This window comes from Sphingomonas sp. AP4-R1 (genome assembly GCF_013113735.1).
GTDB lineage: Bacteria > Pseudomonadota > Alphaproteobacteria > Sphingomonadales > Sphingomonadaceae > Sphingomonas_I.
Map to the genome: position 1 here is coordinate 3,351,899 of NZ_CP053346.1, position 13,987 is coordinate 3,365,885.

Sequence of the window (13,987 nt, forward strand, 5' to 3'; positions counted from 1 at the left end):
CGGACGAGTTCACCCTTCCGGCGGCGCGAAAGCCTGCTTCGGTTCCTGTCCCCGCCGCCCTTCGCGATAGGCGGTGTACACTCCGCTCGCGGTGATGAGCGCGGCGCCCGCCAGCGTCGTCGCCGATGCAGGCGAGGCGAAGATCGCCCAGCCGATCGCGGTCGCCCAGAGGATCTGCAGATAATCGAACGGCACGACGGCCGAGACAGGGGCGTAGCGCAGCGAACTCGTCATCGCGATCTGGGCGATGCCGCCGAACAGGCCTCCGCCGATGAGAAAGGCGAAGGTCGTCGCATCGTGGATATGGCCGAAGAAGGGCAGGAATGCCGCGCCGACCAAGGAGCAGAAGGTGGTGAACCAGAAGACGATCGCGGAGGTCGCCTCGGTCTTGCCGATCTGGCGCAGCGTGATCATCACCGCCGACTGGCCGAGTGCCGCCGTCAGAGCCATGGCGACCCCGACGGGGGAGAGGCCATTGCCTCCGCCCGGCTGGACCACCAGCAGCATGCCCGCAAAGCCCGTCACCACCGCCGCCCAGCGCCGCGCGCCGATCGCCTCGTGCAGCAGGACGGCCGAGAGAATCGTGGAGAAGACCGGCGCGGTATAGGTGATCGTCGTCGCCTCGCCCAAGGGCAGCAGCGAGAGCGCGCCGAAGGTGAAGAACATCGTGGTGAGGCCGATCGCCGATCGGGTGAGATGCGCGGCCGGGCGCCGCGTGCCGAGGCTGCGAATGCCGGGCCCGAACGCCGCCCACAGGAACACCAGCGGCAGCGCGCCCGCACTGCGATAGAAGAGCATCTCGATCGTGCCGGCGCCGCGCTGGCTCGCCGCTTTCAGGAAGGCGGCCATGATCGCGAAGCCCGTCGCGCTCACGATCCGCATGCCCATTCCCAGGATGGGGCGATCGGCGGGCGGGGCGACTTCCGGCATGTCCATCGCTTGGCCGCTTCATTCCTCCGGCGCAAGCCGGCGGACTGAGCGCAAGCGCCAGCTTTTCTCCGGGCAGCGCTTAGACTATCCCGATGCAAAGGCCCTCTTCGGACGCTTCATGCATCGCTTCGCCAATCCCGCCCGCTTCCTCGCCATCGCCCGTCCGCTGACCGCATGGTTCGGCTGGAGCGGCGCGGTGCTGATTGCGGTCGCGCTGATCGGCGGGCTCGTCATCACGCCCTCCGATTATCTGCAGGGGCAGACGGTGCGGATCATGTACGTCCATGTCCCCGCCGCGTGGCTCGGCATGGCGGGCTGGACAGGGATCGCCGGCGCCAGCTTCGCGCAACTGGTGTGGCGTCATCCGCTGAGCGCGGTCGCCGCGCGCGCTTGCGCGGTGCCGGGCGCGGTCTATGCGGCTGTGTGCCTCGCCAGCGGATCGATCTGGGGCCGGCCCACCTGGGGCACCTGGTGGGAGTGGGACGGCCGACTGACCTCGATGCTCGTCCTGTTCTTCCTCTATATCGGCTATATCGCGCTCGCCAATGCGGCGGGCAGGGATGCGGGCGGCCAGCGCATCACCGCCATCTATGGCCTCGTCGGCGCGGTGAACCTGCCGGTGATCCATTATTCGGTCCTGTGGTGGCGCACGCTCCATCAGGGGCAGAGCATTTCGCTGTCCGGATCGAGCATCGATCCCAGCCTGTTGTGGCCGCTTCCGCTGTCGGCGCTGGGCTTCACCCTGCTGTTTGGCGCGGTCGTGCTGATGCGGATGCGCGCGCTGCTGGCGGACGCGAAGGTCGAGGCGCGCATGAAAAGGCTGGCGACGGCATGAGGGGCGGGCGATGATTGGGGGCTGGCCCTTCGTGATCGCGGCTTATGCCGTCGCGATCCTGGCGACTGTGGGGCTCGTCGGCTGGTCGTGGCGGTCGCTGCGTCAGGCCGAGGCGCGCGCGGAGCGGCTGCGCGACCGGTGATGGCAACAGGAATGAAGGCCAAGCATCAGCGCCTGACGCTGACCCTGCTCGCAGTCGCGGCACTGATCGGTGCGGCGCTGCTCGCCATGTCCGCGCTCAAGGATCAGGCCGCCTATTTCTACACGCCGAGCGATGCGGCGCGCGATCATGTCGCGCCCGGCCGTGCCGTGCGTCTGGGCGGAATGGTCACCAAGGGCTCGATCAAGAAACTGCCCGACGGCGTGACGATCACCTTCCTCGTCACCGACAATGCGGCGACCGTGCCGGTGCGTTTCTCCGGCATCGTGCCGGCTCTGTTCAAGGAAGGATCGGGCGTGGTGGCGGACGGACGCTTCGATGCGAGCGGCCTGTTCGTGGCGGACCAGATCCTCGCCAAGCATGACGAGCGCTACATGCCGCCGCAGGTGGCGGGCGCGATGCACAAGAGCGGCAGCTTGGAAGCGGACGAGAAGGCCAAGGCGCGATGATCGCGGAGGCCGGCCTTGTCGCGCTGTGGCTGGGGGCGGCGCTCTGCGCGCTGCAACTGGTGCTGGTGGTCCTCGCACTTAAAACCCCGTTCGTGCTGAGCGAAGTCGAAGCACGGGAAGCAAGCGCGCCGCCTGCAGCACGTCCTTCGACTTCGCTCAGGACGAACGGGGAAGGGAACGAGGCGGGCGAGACGTGGCGCGCGCTTTCGTCCGCCATCCGTCCGGTCGCGGTCGCGCAGGGGCTGCTCACCTGTCTCGCCTTTGCGCTGCTGATCCTGCTGTTCGTGCGTGTCGATCTGTCGGTGCTGCTGGTCGCGCAGAACGATCATAGCGAGAAGCCCTTCCTCTATCGCTTCGCCGCCTCGTGGGGGAATCACGAGGGATCGATGCTGATGTGGGTGTCGATCCTGTCGATCGCGGGCGCGGCTGTGGCCGTGCTGGAGCGGCGGCTGAACGAGCGCACATTGGTCGCCACGCTGGGCGGGCAGGCGGCGATCGGCCTGGGCTTTTACGCCTTCCTGCTCTTCGCCTCGAACCCGTTCGCGCGGCTGACGCCGCCGGCGATGGAAGGGCAGGGGCTCAATCCCTTGCTGCAGGATCCCGGCCTCGCCTTCCATCCGCCGACGCTTTATCTCGGCTATGTCGGCCTTTCGGTCGCTTTCTCCTTCGCGATCGGCGCGCTGGTGACGCGCGATGTCGGCCCGGCCTTCGCCCGTGCGATGCGGCCGTGGGTTCTGGGCGCGTGGATCTTCCTGACGATCGGCATCACCGCCGGCAGCTATTGGGCCTATTACGAACTGGGCTGGGGCGGCTGGTGGTTCTGGGATCCGGTCGAGAATGCCTCGCTGATGCCGTGGCTGGCGGCGACGGCTCTGCTCCATTCGGTGACGGTTCTGGCGACGCGCGACGGGCTGCGCGCGTGGACGGTGATGCTGGGCGTCGTTGCCTTTTCCATGAGCATGGTCGGCACGTTCCTCGTCCGATCAGGCATCCTGACGAGCGTGCATGCGTTCGCGGTCGATCCGCGCCGGGGCAGTTTCCTGCTGGCCTTGCTGGCCCTCTATATCGGCGGCGCGCTGGCCCTGTTCGCGCTGCGCGTGGGCACGGTGCGCGAGGGATCGCGCTTCGATGCGCTGAGCCGCGAGGGCAGCCTCGTCCTCAACAATCTGCTGCTGACGGTGATCCTCGGCATCGTGCTGGTCGGCACGCTCTATCCGCTGATCCTCGAGGGCGTGACGGGCGAGAAGCTCTCGGTCGGCCCGCCTTATTTCAATAGCGCCGCAGGGCCGCTGGCGCTGATCCTCGGCGTGGTGATGGTGGCCGGGCCGCTGATGCGCTGGCGGCGGGAAGAGGTGAAGCCGTTGCTGCGGCGCCTCGCTCCCGCGGCGGCGCTCGTTCTGATCGCGCTGGTGGTGATCAAGGTGACGGCGCCCGCGATCGGCATCCTGCCCTTGCTCGGTCTCGGCTTGTCGTTCGGCATCATGCTGGGTTCGATCGAGCCGCTGATCGGGCGCAACCTGCGCCGCACGCCGCTCTTCACCTGGGGCATGGTGATCGCGCATTTCGGCATCGGCGTCGCGCTGGCGGGCATGGCCTGCGACAGCGCCTTCACCGCCGAACGGCTGGTGGCGGCGTCCGTGGGCGACAGGGTTCAGGTCGGCCCGTGGCAGGTGACGCTCAAGGCGGTGACGCCCGGCTTCGGCCCCAACTGGACCTCGATGGACGCCACGCTGGAAGCGGCGCGGGGCGGCGCTCCCGTCACATTGCTCCCGCAGGCGCGCTATTATTGGGCGCCGCCGACCGAGACGAGCGAGAGCGCGATCCTGACGGCGTGGAACGGCCAGCTTTATACGGTGCTGGGCAGCCAGGCCGAGGACGGGCGCTGGCAGCTGCGCTTGTGGTGGAAGCCGTTCGTCACATTGATCTGGGCCGGTGGCGGGCTGGTGGCGCTGGGCGGCGCGCTCGCCCTGATCGGCCGCGTGCTGCGCGAGCGGCGCTCGGCGAAGAACCGGGAGGCCACCGCATGAGCGCCGCGCCATCCCCCGCGCGGCGGCCGTGGCTGCTGTGGGTGCCGCTGATCGGCTTCATCCTGCTCGCGACGATCTTCATCATCGGCCTGCGCAAGCCCGACGATCCCACGATCACCTCGAAGATGATCGGCCGGCCGATGCCGGCCTTCGCGCTGCCGGCGGCCACCTCGGGCGTGGACGGGCTGACCAGCGCCGATCTCGCCACCGGCACGCCGCATCTCGTCAACATTTTCGCCAGCTGGTGCGTGCCCTGCGCGGGCGAAGCGCCGCAACTGGAGATCCTCGCCAAGAACAAGGTGCCGATCGTCGGCATCGCGATCCGTGACCGGCCGGACGACGTGGCGGGCTTCCTCGCGCGCTACGGCAATCCCTATGCGCGCATCGGCAGCGACACGACCAGCAAGGTGCAGATCGCGATCGGCTCGTCGGGCGTGCCGGAGACGTTCGTGGTGGACGGCAAGGGCGTGATCCGGATGCAGAAGATCGGGCCGATCATGCCCGAGGATCTGCCCGGCGTGCAGGCCGCGCTGGAGGCGGCACGATGAGCTTTTCCGTTCGATCCCATTCCGAACCCGTTCGCTTCGAGCGGAGATCGAGCTTGTCGAGATCGCAGTCGAGAAGGGTTGCGGGGCGTTCTCGACGATCGCTTCTCGACAAGCTCGAAGTGGCTCGAACCAACCGGATATGTGGCTGGGCGGCATTGGCCACAGTGTCGCTCGCCATCGTCACTCCCGTCTTCGCCGCCAGCACGATGCCCACCGCGCCGCTCGCCAACGTCCAGCTGCCCGATCCCGCGCAGGAGGCCAAGGCCAAGGCGCTGATGGAGACTTTGCGCTGCCTCGTCTGCCAGGGGCAGTCGATCGCGGACAGCAACGCCGATCTCGCGGCCGACATGCGCAGCCTCGTGCGCCAGCGCATCCAGGCGGGCGAGAGCCCGGAGGCGGTGCGCGCCTGGCTGATCGAGCGCTATGGCAATTGGGTATCGTACAAGCCCCAGCTGGGCGCCGACACTGCGATCCTGTGGCTGGCGCCGCTGGTGCTGCTGGCGATCGGCGGCGTGATTGCACTCGGCAGCCTGAAGAGGCGGCGGCGATGAACGGGTGGGTGATCCTGGCGCTGCTCGCGGCCTTGCTCGGCGCGGGCCTGTGGGTCGTGATCCGGCCGGCGCGGATGGTGAGCGAGCTGATCGCGGCCGCCGTGCTGGTCGCGCTGGCGGGCTATGCCTGGCAGGGCAGCCCGATGCTGGCGGGCAAGCCCACCGGCCCGCGCGACAATCGGCCCGCGCCCGCCAACCTGTTCGGAGACGAGCGCGGCAAGTGGCTGGAGCAGGTGGGTGTCGACGCGCAGGCGCTGGACGCGGCCGACGGCCTGATCCGCAGCGGCGATCCGGCCTATGCGATCGGCATATTGCGCGCTGCGCTGGAGCATCGGCCGAAGAGCGCGACGCTCTGGATCGGGCTGGGCAACGCCATTTCGCTCTATGCGGACGGGCTGGTGACGCCGCCCGCGCGCTATGCCTTCCAGCATGCGTCGCAGCTGGCACCGCAGAGCCCGGCGCCGGCTTACTTCCTCGGCCTGTCACTCGCGCAGTCGGGCGATCTGGACGGTGCCGAGCAGAGCTGGCGCGGGCTGCTGGCCAAAGCTCCGGCGGACGCCGCGTGGCGATCCGACGTGGAGCAGAAACTGGCCGCGATCGATCGGGCGCGAAGTCTCCGCTGAAGACGGCTTAACATAGAGCAAGTCATTGGCGTTACGTAATGATTTCGGAAGTGGGGCCTATTCAGACGGCCCAGTGCGCGCTACATCGAGCCGGTAATTCACCTCAGTCCGAGCGCCGCTCCATTGTCGATCCGCATAATGTGACCAACGCTCATCCACTTGGTGTCATCGGCCCGCTGGTCGATCGGCTGCGTCGTTCCGATACATTGTCCGAAACCGAGATTTCGGCGCTGGCGGGCGTGATCTCCGACGTGCGCGATTATGCGAACCGCGCCGTGGTGGCGCGGCCGCACGAGCATCTCGAAAAGAGCCAGCTGCTCATCTCGGGTCTGGTCGCCCGCCAGACCGAGCTGCCGAACGGCCGTCGCCAGATCCTGGCGATCCATGTGCCGGGCGATTTCCTCGATTTGCACGGCCTGCTGCTGAAGTCGCTCGACCATGAGGTGGTCACGCTCTCTCCGGCGCGTCTGGCCGAGGCGCCGCATCCCGTGCTGCGGGAGATGACGAGCGAGCATCCGCATCTCGCGCGCCTTTTGTGGTTCTCGACGATGGTGGATGCCGCCATTCACCGCGAATGGATCGCGTCGCTGGGGCGCACCGCCGCGGGCCGGATCGCGCACCTGTTCTGCGAACTGCAGATCCGGCTGGAAGTGGTCGGGCTTGCCGACACGCACGAATTCGCGCTGCCGCTGACGCAGATCGATCTGGCCGATGCGACCGCGCTGACGCCGGTTCACGTGAATCGGACGTTGCGCCATCTGCGCGAAGGCGGGATCGTCGATTTCCGATCGGGCCATGTGTCGATCGGGGATCTCAACGCGCTGCGCCGCATCGCGGGCTTTAACCCAGATTATCTTTATCTGGAGCAGGAGCCGCGCTGATTTCCGCGGAATGCGCGAAAGGGCGCATGGTCCGACCGTATTGGCGCGTTGCTTCCTTGCCGGGTCGAACGAGCAGGATCCCCTCCTGCGAAAGCGGGAGCCCGGGTTGCAGGCGCTGCATTCGCTACGTTGCGCTCCTGCGTCTGCGGGCGCGCGCGATCACGAACCGCCGCAAGACATGGTGATTGTCACGTATTTGTCATAAATTGGACCCAGAGCGGTCGTCACGGGCCGATATCCCATCCGCCCCGGTTGCCGCCGCAGCCGCCATTTTTCAGGAGACGCCATGCTGCCGACGCGCCTGTGTTCGCTCGCCGCTCTGTTGCTGGCGACGATGCTGTGCGCGGCCGCGAGCGCCGTGACCATCGCGGGCGCCGGCGCCACCTTTCCCGCGCCGGCTTATGCGAAATGGGCCGAGGCCTATCGCGCGGAAAGCGGCGTGAGCCTCAATTATCAGGCGATCGGATCGGGTGGCGGCATCAAGCAGGTGAAGGCGCGCACGGTGGCGTTCGGCGCGACCGACAAGCCGCTGAAGCCGCACGAACTGGCCAAGGCCGGCCTCTATCAATTCCCGACTTTGACGGGCGGCATCGTGCCGATCATCAATCTGCCCGGCGCGCGGCCGGGGCAGATCCGGCTGAGCGCCGAGGTGTTGGCGGGCATTTATCTGGGTAATATCCGCCGCTGGAATGCGCCGCCGATCGCGTCGCTGAACCCGCGCCTGCATCTGCCCAACCTGCCGATCACCGTGGTCCACCGTTCGGACGGATCGGGCACCACCTTCCTGTTCACCTCCTATCTCGCGGCGCGCAGCAAGGACTGGTCGACGCAGGTGGGCGCGAGCGACGCGGTCGCCTGGCCCACCGGGCTCGGAGGCAAGGGCAATGACGGCGTCTCCGCCTTCGTGAAGCAGACGAAGGGCGCGATCGGCTATGTCGAATATGCTTATGCCAAGCAGAATGGATCGGTCGTCGTCTCGCTGCAGAATCGCGCGGGGCGCTTCGTGATGCCGACGGCCGCCACCTTCGCCTCGGCGGCGGCGAGCGCGAACTGGCTGCGCAGCCCCGGCAATTACGTGCTGCTGCTGGACGAGCCCGCCGTGGATGCGTGGCCGATCGTGGGCGCCACCTTCATCCTCGTGCCGCGCCGCCCGAGCGATCCGGATGGCGTGCGCGAGGCGTTGCGCTTCTTCGCCTGGGCCTATCGCAAGGGCGATGCGATGGCCAAGGCCATGGACTTCGTGCCGATCCCCACCGCCATCCAGACGCTGTTGATCCGCCAGTGGTCCCGCGTCGTGAGCGTGGACGGCAAGCCGGTGTTCGGGGCGCGCTGATGGCCAGTCTGTTCTCCACGGGTACGGTCACCGAGCGGCAGGGGGCGGGGGAAACCCTGTTCCGCTTCGCCTGCGCGGCGGCGGCGACTCTCCTCATGACGGCGCTCGCGGGCGTGGTCGTCAGCCTCGCCATCGGCGGCTGGCCGGCCTTCCGCGCCTTCGGTCCCGGCTTCCTGTTCACGGCAACCTGGAATCCGGTGACGGAGATCTATGGCGCGGCCGGGCCGATCGTGGGCACGATCGTGACCGCCGGAATCGCGTTGCTGTTCGCGCTGCCGCTGGCGCTGGGCGTGGCGATCTTCCTCGTGGAATTCTGTCCGGCGACGCTCGCGCCGCCCGTGGCGGTCGCGATCGAGCTGCTCGCGGGCATTCCCTCGATCGTCTACGGCATGTGGGGTCTGTTCGTGCTGGCACCGTGGTTTGCCGAGCATATCCAGTTGCCGATCGCGCTCTCCACCACGCCGGGCAGCTGGGCCGACGCCTTCTTCTCCGGCACGCCCAACGGCGCCAACATCTTCACCGCCTCGCTCGTGCTGGCGGTGATGATCCTGCCCTATATGGCGGCGGTGTTCCGCGAACTGTTCCTCACCGTGCCGGCGCAGGTGCGCGAGGCGGCGTACGGCCTCGGCTGCACGCCGCTGGAGGTGGTGCGATCGATCACGATCCCGTCGGTGAAGCGCAGCATGATCGGCGTGATCATGCTCGGTCTCGGCCGCGCGCTGGGCGAGACGATGGCCGTCACCTTCATCATCGGCAACGCGCATGCGATGCCGCGCTCGCTGTTCGACGGCGGCTCGACGATCGCCTCGACGATCGCCAACGAATTCACCGAAGCGACCGGCGTGCTGCATGAAGCCTCGCTGGTCGCGCTGGGGCTGATCCTGTTCCTGATGACCTTCGCCGTGCTCGCGCTGGCCCGCTTCCTGCTGCAGGGGAGCGAGCGCTGATGCAGTCGCGTGCGGCACAGAGGAAGCTGGCGAACGGCATTTTCGTGGGTCTGTGCGGGCTCGCCACGGCGATCGCGCTCGCCTTCCTCGTGGCGATCCTGTGGACGCTGATCAGCAAGGGGCTGAGCGGGATCGGCGCTACGCTCTTCACGATCGATCAGCCGGCGCCGGGATCGAAGGGCGGCCTGCGCAACGCGATCGTCGGATCGCTGATCATGTGCGGGATGGGCATGGCGGCCGCGCTCGTCATTGGCATCCTCGCCGGCACATGGCTGGCCGAATATGCGGTGGGCACGAAGGCCGGCGCGATCGTGCGCTTCCTGAATGATGTGCTGCTGTCGGCCCCGTCCATCCTGATCGGCCTGTTCGTCTACGAGCTGCTGGTGGCGCCGTTCCAGGGCTTCTCCGGATATGCGGGCGCCGTCGCCCTGGCCTTCGTCGCCACGCCGATCGTGGTGCGAACGACCGAGGACATCCTCCTGCTCCAGCCGGCGGCGCTGCGCGAGGCGGGCATGGCGCTGGGCGCGGGCAGGGCGCTCGTGATCCGGCGGATCGTATGGCGTGCGGCACGCACTGGCCTGCTGACGGGCGGCCTGCTCGGCTTCGCGCGCATCAGCGGCGAGACGGCGCCTCTGCTGTTCACGTCGCTCGGCAATCAATTCTACAATGCCAATCCGTCGCAGCCGATGGCCAGCCTGCCGACCACCATCTTCCAGTTCGCGCTCTCGGCCTATGACGAGTGGCAGAACCTCGCCTGGGCCGGTGCGCTGCTGATTGCGGTGGCGGTGCTGGTCGTGAACATCATCGGGCGTATCCTGGCCCGCGAAAGCCATTTGTCGTGAGCGATCCCGCATGACCATGCCGCCTTTTCCCGATCAGATGAACGCCACGGATCGCCCGATCAGCGAACCCGATCCCTCGACGGTGGTGCTGGAGGCGCGCGGCCTCGATTTCTATTACGGCCAGACGCAGGCTTTGTTCGGCGTGGATCTGGTGGTCGAGCGCAACCGGATCACGGCGCTGATCGGCCCCTCCGGCTGCGGCAAGTCGACGCTGCTGCGTGCGCTGAACCGCATCTACGCCCTCTATCCCGGCCAGCGTGCCGAGGGCGAGATCCGGCTGGATGGCGAGGATGTGCTGGCCACGTCCGATCTCTCCGCGCTGCGTGCGCGCATCGGCATGGTCTTCCAGAAGCCCACGCCGTTTCCGATGTCGATCTACGACAATGTCGCCTTCGGCGTCCGCCTCTACGAAAAGAAGAGCAAGGCGGACATGGATAACATCGTCGAGCATGCGCTCCGTCGCGCCGCGCTGTGGGACGAGGTGAAGGACCAACTCGCCAAATCGGGCCTCGGCCTGTCGGGCGGCCAGCAGCAGCGCCTGTGCGTCGCGCGCGGGCTGGCGGTGAGCCCGCAGGTGCTGCTGCTCGACGAGCCTGCCTCGGCGCTGGATCCGATCTCGACCGCCAAGCTGGAGCAGACCCTGTTCGAGCTGAAGCGCGACCTGACGATCGTGATGGTGACGCACAACCTGCAGCAGGCCAGCCGCATCTCCGATCATACCGGCTTCATGTATCTCGGCCGGATGGTGGAATTCGGCCCGACCGACGCGCTCTTCTCCAAGCCGCGATCGACGCAGACGCGCGATTATCTGACCGGCCGCTTCGGCTAGGCCTCCTCACCTTCGCCGGGATGGCACCCGCGCGCGGCTCGCGCGTTGAACCCGGCATGGATAGGATATCGGCAGTCAGCAGCGCGGTGGGCGCGGGCCTGTTCGTCGGCAGCGTGGTGCTGTTGCTGCCGCCGACGCACACCAAGGCCTCTTGGACCAGCGCCTCTTACACCCATCCCGCGCGGGTCTATGACCAGCCGGCTCCCGTGCCCGAGCAGCCCGCCGCCTATCCGGCCGTTTACGCACCTCCGCGCGAGATCGCCCTGACCTCCGAACCCGACGATCGCTCCGATAGCGGCGCGGACACAAGCGACGCGGCGACCGAGCGCGAAATCGCGATCGCGAACGACGATCGTGCCTATGGCGACGGCTATGCGTGGGCGGCCGATCGCGAAGTGCAGGGCATGCGCGAATGCCGCCGACTGGATGGCCCCGGCGCCGAGGGCTGCCGCGATTATGTGGCCAGTCTCGCACCCGCCATGCAGGATTCCGTCGAGAGGGCGCTCAACTGAGGGTGGCTGTGCTGTCCCTGCAACAGTTTGGAAATGGTTGGCGCACGAATCGGTATCTGGCCACACGTGACTTGGAATTGTCACGGCAATCATGCTTGGGACGGCCCGAGCCGCTGAGGCGGCCAGCAAAGGGGCCATTTCCATGTTTTTGAATAGTGTCGGTCGTTCCGCCAAGTTGTTGGCGGGCGTAGCTTTTGTCGCGCTCGGTAGCGCCGCAGCCGTCGCCCAGACGCCGACGACCACCACGGCCGCCGCCGACGAAGGCGATCTCGGCACGATCACCGTCACCGCCGAGCGCCGCAGCGAAAATCTGATGAACGTGCCGATCTCGGTCGGCGTTGCCTCGGGCGACGCGGTGCGCGATTTCCAGGCGGGCGGCGACGATACGCTGCTGACCCTCTCGGGCCGCGTGCCCAGCCTGTACGTGGAATCGACCACGGGCCGCATCTTCCCGCGTTTCTACATTCGCGGCCTCGGCAACGTCGATTTCTACCTCGGCGCCTCGCAGCCGGTGGAGATCATCCAGGACGAGGTCGTGCTGGAGCACGTCATCCTGAAGTCGAACCCGGTCTATGATATCGCGCAGGTCGAAGTGCTGCGTGGTCCGCAGGGCACCCTGTTCGGCCGCAACACCACAGCCGGCATCATCAAGTTCGATACGAACAAGCCGACGATGAACTGGGAAGGCCGTGGCTCGGTTTCCTATGGCACCAAGAATTCGGTGAACGTCGATGCGGGCGTCGGTGGTCCGATCGTGGCCGACAAGATCGCCTTCCGCCTGTCCGGCCTGTTCCAGCATCGCGACGATTGGGTCGACAATGTCTATGTGGGCCCGAAGACGGACGACACCGTCTCGCCCAAGAAGAATGCGCTCGGCGGCTTCGACGAGAAGGACGTGCGCCTGCAGTTCCTGCTGACGCCGAACGATCGCCTCTCGGTCCTGCTCTCGGGCCAGGCGCGCGACTATAAGGGCACGTCGACGATCTTCTATCGCAACTCGATCACCAAGGGCACGAACGACGTGCCCGCGAATTTCGATCGCGGCCAGGTCGCGCTCGACGAGGGCGGCAACAACCCGCAGCATTACAAGACCTATGGCGGCTCGATGAAGGCGTCGCTGGATCTGGATTTCGCGACGCTCACCTCGATCACCGCCTACGAGACGGCCAACGGCTACAGCCGCGGCGACACGGACGGCGGCGCCGCGACGGTCAACCTCGCGAAGGACGGCGCGCTGTTCTACGGCCAGAGCCAGGGCCGCCTGCGCAATCTCGATCAGTGGACGCAGGAAGTGCGCCTCGCCAGCAACGGCTCGGGCCCGCTGAGCTGGCAGGTCGGCGGCATCTATTTCGACTCGCGTGACAATACCGAGTTCGATCAGCGCGGCTTCTTCCTCAATACCGGCGTCGCCGCCCGCAACCCGAACAACTGGGTGCTGCTGCACGACATCAACACGAGCTGGGGCATCTTCGGTCAGCTGAAATATCAGGTGACCGACAAGCTGACGCTGACCGGCGGCGTGCGCGAGACGCGCGACTCCAAGTCGACCCGTCTGGTGCAGAGCTCGCGCAATGCGCTCGGCGTGGACTCCTATCCGGCCACGGCGCGTCGTTACGTGAAGATGTCGGACACCAAGCCCAGCTGGGATGTGAGCGCGCTCTATCAGGTCACGCCCGAGGTGAGCCTCTACGCCCGCGTCGCGCACGGCTTCCGTGGCCCGACGATCCAGGGCCGTTCGGCCGTGTTCAATTCGGACTTCACGACTGCGAATTCCGAGACGAACACCTCGTTCGAGGCCGGCCTGAAGAGCAGCCTGCTCGACAACAAGCTGCGCTTCAACATCACGGGCTTCGCCTATCGCGTGAAGAACATCCAGCTGAACGGCAACGACTCGAACGGCAACGGCGTGCTGTTCAATGCCGACAAGGCGGACGCCTACGGCATGGAAGCGGATATGGAGCTGCGCCCGATCCGCAACCTGACGCTGACGGGCGGCCTCAGCCTGCTGCACACCGAGATCAAGGACAAGAATGTCTATGCGCAGGTCTGCGCGCTCACGGTGGCGGGCGTCAGCCGCGTGGTCTGCACCGTGCAGGATCCGCTGATCCAGCGCCCGCTGTTCGGCGTTCAGACCAACTTCGCGCAGATCGACGGCAATCCGCTGCCGAACGCGCCGAAATATAATCTGAACTTCACCGCCCGCTACGACCTGCCGATCGGTCCGGGCAAGGCCTTCGTCGCGACCGACTGGAACGTGCAGGGCTATACGAACTTCGTTCTGTACAAGACCAAGGAGTTCTACTCGAAGGGCAATTTCGAGGGTGGCGCCAAGGCCGGCTACAGCTGGAATGGTTATGAGGCGGCGGTGTTCGTCCGCAACATCACCAACGAGAAGAACCTGAAGGGCGTGATCGAGAATTACATGGCGGGCGTGTATAGCGAACCGCGCATCATCGGCGTGCAACTGAGCGCCAGCTTCCGCTGACGTTCACACCACCGGCGGAAAAAGGAAGCGGCTGC

The 13,987-nt window shown here is 66.9% G+C and carries 15 protein-coding genes; 14 read left to right on the forward strand and 1 reads right to left on the reverse strand.

From position 1 onward, the window contains the following. Nucleotides 1–9: 9 nt before the first annotated feature. Nucleotides 10–936, reverse strand: a complete 927-nt coding sequence (locus HL653_RS15575; protein WP_171745330.1) for a DMT family transporter — start codon at nucleotides 934–936, stop codon at nucleotides 10–12. A 112-nt stretch (nucleotides 937–1,048) separates the two neighbouring features. On the opposite strand from HL653_RS15575, the gene ccmC reads away from it, so the two are divergent. The 14 genes from ccmC (at nucleotide 1,049) to HL653_RS15645 (ending at nucleotide 13,952) form a co-directional block, all read left to right on the forward strand. After that, entirely contained in the window at nucleotides 1,049–1,765 is a 717-nt protein-coding gene (gene ccmC / locus HL653_RS15580) for a heme ABC transporter permease CcmC (protein WP_171745331.1), read from the forward strand. A gap of 10 nt (nucleotides 1,766–1,775) precedes the next feature. Further along, nucleotides 1,776–1,907: a heme exporter protein CcmD gene (gene ccmD, locus HL653_RS15585; RefSeq protein WP_253716941.1), complete on the forward strand. Its 132-nt coding sequence runs from the start codon at nucleotides 1,776–1,778 to the stop codon at nucleotides 1,905–1,907. An 11-nt stretch (nucleotides 1,908–1,918) separates the two neighbouring features. Then, nucleotides 1,919–2,374: a cytochrome c maturation protein CcmE gene (ccmE, locus tag HL653_RS15590; RefSeq protein WP_171745332.1), complete on the forward strand. Its 456-nt coding sequence runs from the start codon at nucleotides 1,919–1,921 to the stop codon at nucleotides 2,372–2,374. Continuing rightward, the gene (locus HL653_RS15595) at nucleotides 2,371–4,401 is read left to right on the forward strand and encodes a heme lyase CcmF/NrfE family subunit (protein WP_171745333.1); all 2,031 of its coding nucleotides are present in this window, start codon (nucleotides 2,371–2,373) and stop codon (nucleotides 4,399–4,401) included. The genes ccmE and HL653_RS15595 overlap by 4 nt, the downstream gene beginning before the upstream one ends. Continuing rightward, nucleotides 4,398–4,949, forward strand: coding sequence for a DsbE family thiol:disulfide interchange protein (locus HL653_RS15600; RefSeq protein ID WP_171745334.1), 552 nt, complete (start codon nucleotides 4,398–4,400; stop codon nucleotides 4,947–4,949). Before HL653_RS15595 ends, HL653_RS15600 begins: the two co-directional genes overlap by 4 nt. 206 nt (nucleotides 4,950–5,155) lie before the next feature. Continuing rightward, nucleotides 5,156–5,500 carry a cytochrome c-type biogenesis protein gene (locus tag HL653_RS15605; protein ID WP_171747020.1) on the forward strand — a complete coding sequence of 115 codons (345 nt, stop codon included), beginning with the start codon at nucleotides 5,156–5,158 and terminating at the stop codon, nucleotides 5,498–5,500. After that, nucleotides 5,497–6,123 carry a cytochrome C biogenesis protein gene (locus HL653_RS15610; RefSeq protein ID WP_171745335.1) on the forward strand — a complete coding sequence of 209 codons (627 nt, stop codon included), beginning with the start codon at nucleotides 5,497–5,499 and terminating at the stop codon, nucleotides 6,121–6,123. The genes HL653_RS15605 and HL653_RS15610 overlap by 4 nt, the downstream gene beginning before the upstream one ends. 140 nt (nucleotides 6,124–6,263) lie before the next feature. Next, nucleotides 6,264–7,004 (forward strand): Crp/Fnr family transcriptional regulator, encoded by a 741-nt coding sequence (locus tag HL653_RS15615; RefSeq protein WP_253716943.1) that lies wholly within the window; start codon nucleotides 6,264–6,266, stop codon nucleotides 7,002–7,004. 286 nt (nucleotides 7,005–7,290) lie between these two features. Next, nucleotides 7,291–8,337 carry a phosphate ABC transporter substrate-binding protein PstS gene (gene pstS / locus HL653_RS15620; protein ID WP_171745336.1) on the forward strand — a complete coding sequence of 349 codons (1,047 nt, stop codon included), beginning with the start codon at nucleotides 7,291–7,293 and terminating at the stop codon, nucleotides 8,335–8,337. After that, nucleotides 8,337–9,284 (forward strand): phosphate ABC transporter permease subunit PstC, encoded by a 948-nt coding sequence (gene pstC, locus HL653_RS15625; RefSeq protein WP_171745337.1) that lies wholly within the window; start codon nucleotides 8,337–8,339, stop codon nucleotides 9,282–9,284. Before pstS ends, pstC begins: the two co-directional genes overlap by 1 nt. Beyond that, on the forward strand, nucleotides 9,284–10,126 hold the full coding sequence (pstA, locus tag HL653_RS15630) for a phosphate ABC transporter permease PstA (protein ID WP_171745338.1): 843 nt from the start codon (nucleotides 9,284–9,286) through the stop codon (nucleotides 10,124–10,126). The genes pstC and pstA overlap by 1 nt, the downstream gene beginning before the upstream one ends. A 37-nt stretch (nucleotides 10,127–10,163) precedes the next feature. Next, complete coding sequence (gene pstB, locus HL653_RS15635; RefSeq protein WP_171747022.1) at nucleotides 10,164–10,955, forward strand: phosphate ABC transporter ATP-binding protein PstB; 792 nt, start codon at nucleotides 10,164–10,166, stop codon at nucleotides 10,953–10,955. A 56-nt stretch (nucleotides 10,956–11,011) separates the two neighbouring features. After that, complete coding sequence (locus HL653_RS15640) at nucleotides 11,012–11,467, forward strand: hypothetical protein (RefSeq protein WP_171745339.1); 456 nt, start codon at nucleotides 11,012–11,014, stop codon at nucleotides 11,465–11,467. Between the two features lie 142 nt (nucleotides 11,468–11,609). Continuing rightward, a complete protein-coding gene (locus HL653_RS15645) occupies nucleotides 11,610–13,952 on the forward strand; it encodes a TonB-dependent receptor (protein WP_171745340.1) in 2,343 nt (780 codons plus the stop codon). Nucleotides 13,953–13,987 lie beyond the last annotated feature (35 nt).

What these genes read in the sequence shown, in the direction of transcription:
- HL653_RS15645 (WP_171745340.1), top strand. Translation starts at nt 11,610, where the DNA reads ATGTTTTTGAATAGTGTCGGTCGTTCCGCCAAGTTGTTGGCGGGCGTA.
- HL653_RS15600 (WP_171745334.1), top strand. Translation starts at nt 4,398, where the DNA reads ATGAGCGCCGCGCCATCCCCCGCGCGGCGGCCGTGGCTGCTGTGGGTG.
- ccmE (WP_171745332.1), top strand. Translation starts at nt 1,919, where the DNA reads ATGAAGGCCAAGCATCAGCGCCTGACGCTGACCCTGCTCGCAGTCGCG.
- HL653_RS15575 (WP_171745330.1), bottom strand. Translation starts at nt 936, where the DNA reads ATGGACATGCCGGAAGTCGCCCCGCCCGCCGATCGCCCCATCCTGGGA.
- ccmD (WP_253716941.1), top strand. Translation starts at nt 1,776, where the DNA reads ATGATTGGGGGCTGGCCCTTCGTGATCGCGGCTTATGCCGTCGCGATC.
- pstB (WP_171747022.1), top strand. Translation starts at nt 10,164, where the DNA reads ATGAACGCCACGGATCGCCCGATCAGCGAACCCGATCCCTCGACGGTG.
- ccmC (WP_171745331.1), top strand. Translation starts at nt 1,049, where the DNA reads ATGCATCGCTTCGCCAATCCCGCCCGCTTCCTCGCCATCGCCCGTCCG.
- HL653_RS15610 (WP_171745335.1), top strand. Translation starts at nt 5,497, where the DNA reads ATGAACGGGTGGGTGATCCTGGCGCTGCTCGCGGCCTTGCTCGGCGCG.
- pstS (WP_171745336.1), top strand. Translation starts at nt 7,291, where the DNA reads ATGCTGCCGACGCGCCTGTGTTCGCTCGCCGCTCTGTTGCTGGCGACG.
- HL653_RS15605 (WP_171747020.1), top strand. Translation starts at nt 5,156, where the DNA reads ATGCCCACCGCGCCGCTCGCCAACGTCCAGCTGCCCGATCCCGCGCAG.
- pstC (WP_171745337.1), top strand. Translation starts at nt 8,337, where the DNA reads ATGGCCAGTCTGTTCTCCACGGGTACGGTCACCGAGCGGCAGGGGGCG.
- HL653_RS15640 (WP_171745339.1), top strand. Translation starts at nt 11,012, where the DNA reads ATGGATAGGATATCGGCAGTCAGCAGCGCGGTGGGCGCGGGCCTGTTC.
- HL653_RS15595 (WP_171745333.1), top strand. Translation starts at nt 2,371, where the DNA reads ATGATCGCGGAGGCCGGCCTTGTCGCGCTGTGGCTGGGGGCGGCGCTC.
- pstA (WP_171745338.1), top strand. Translation starts at nt 9,284, where the DNA reads ATGCAGTCGCGTGCGGCACAGAGGAAGCTGGCGAACGGCATTTTCGTG.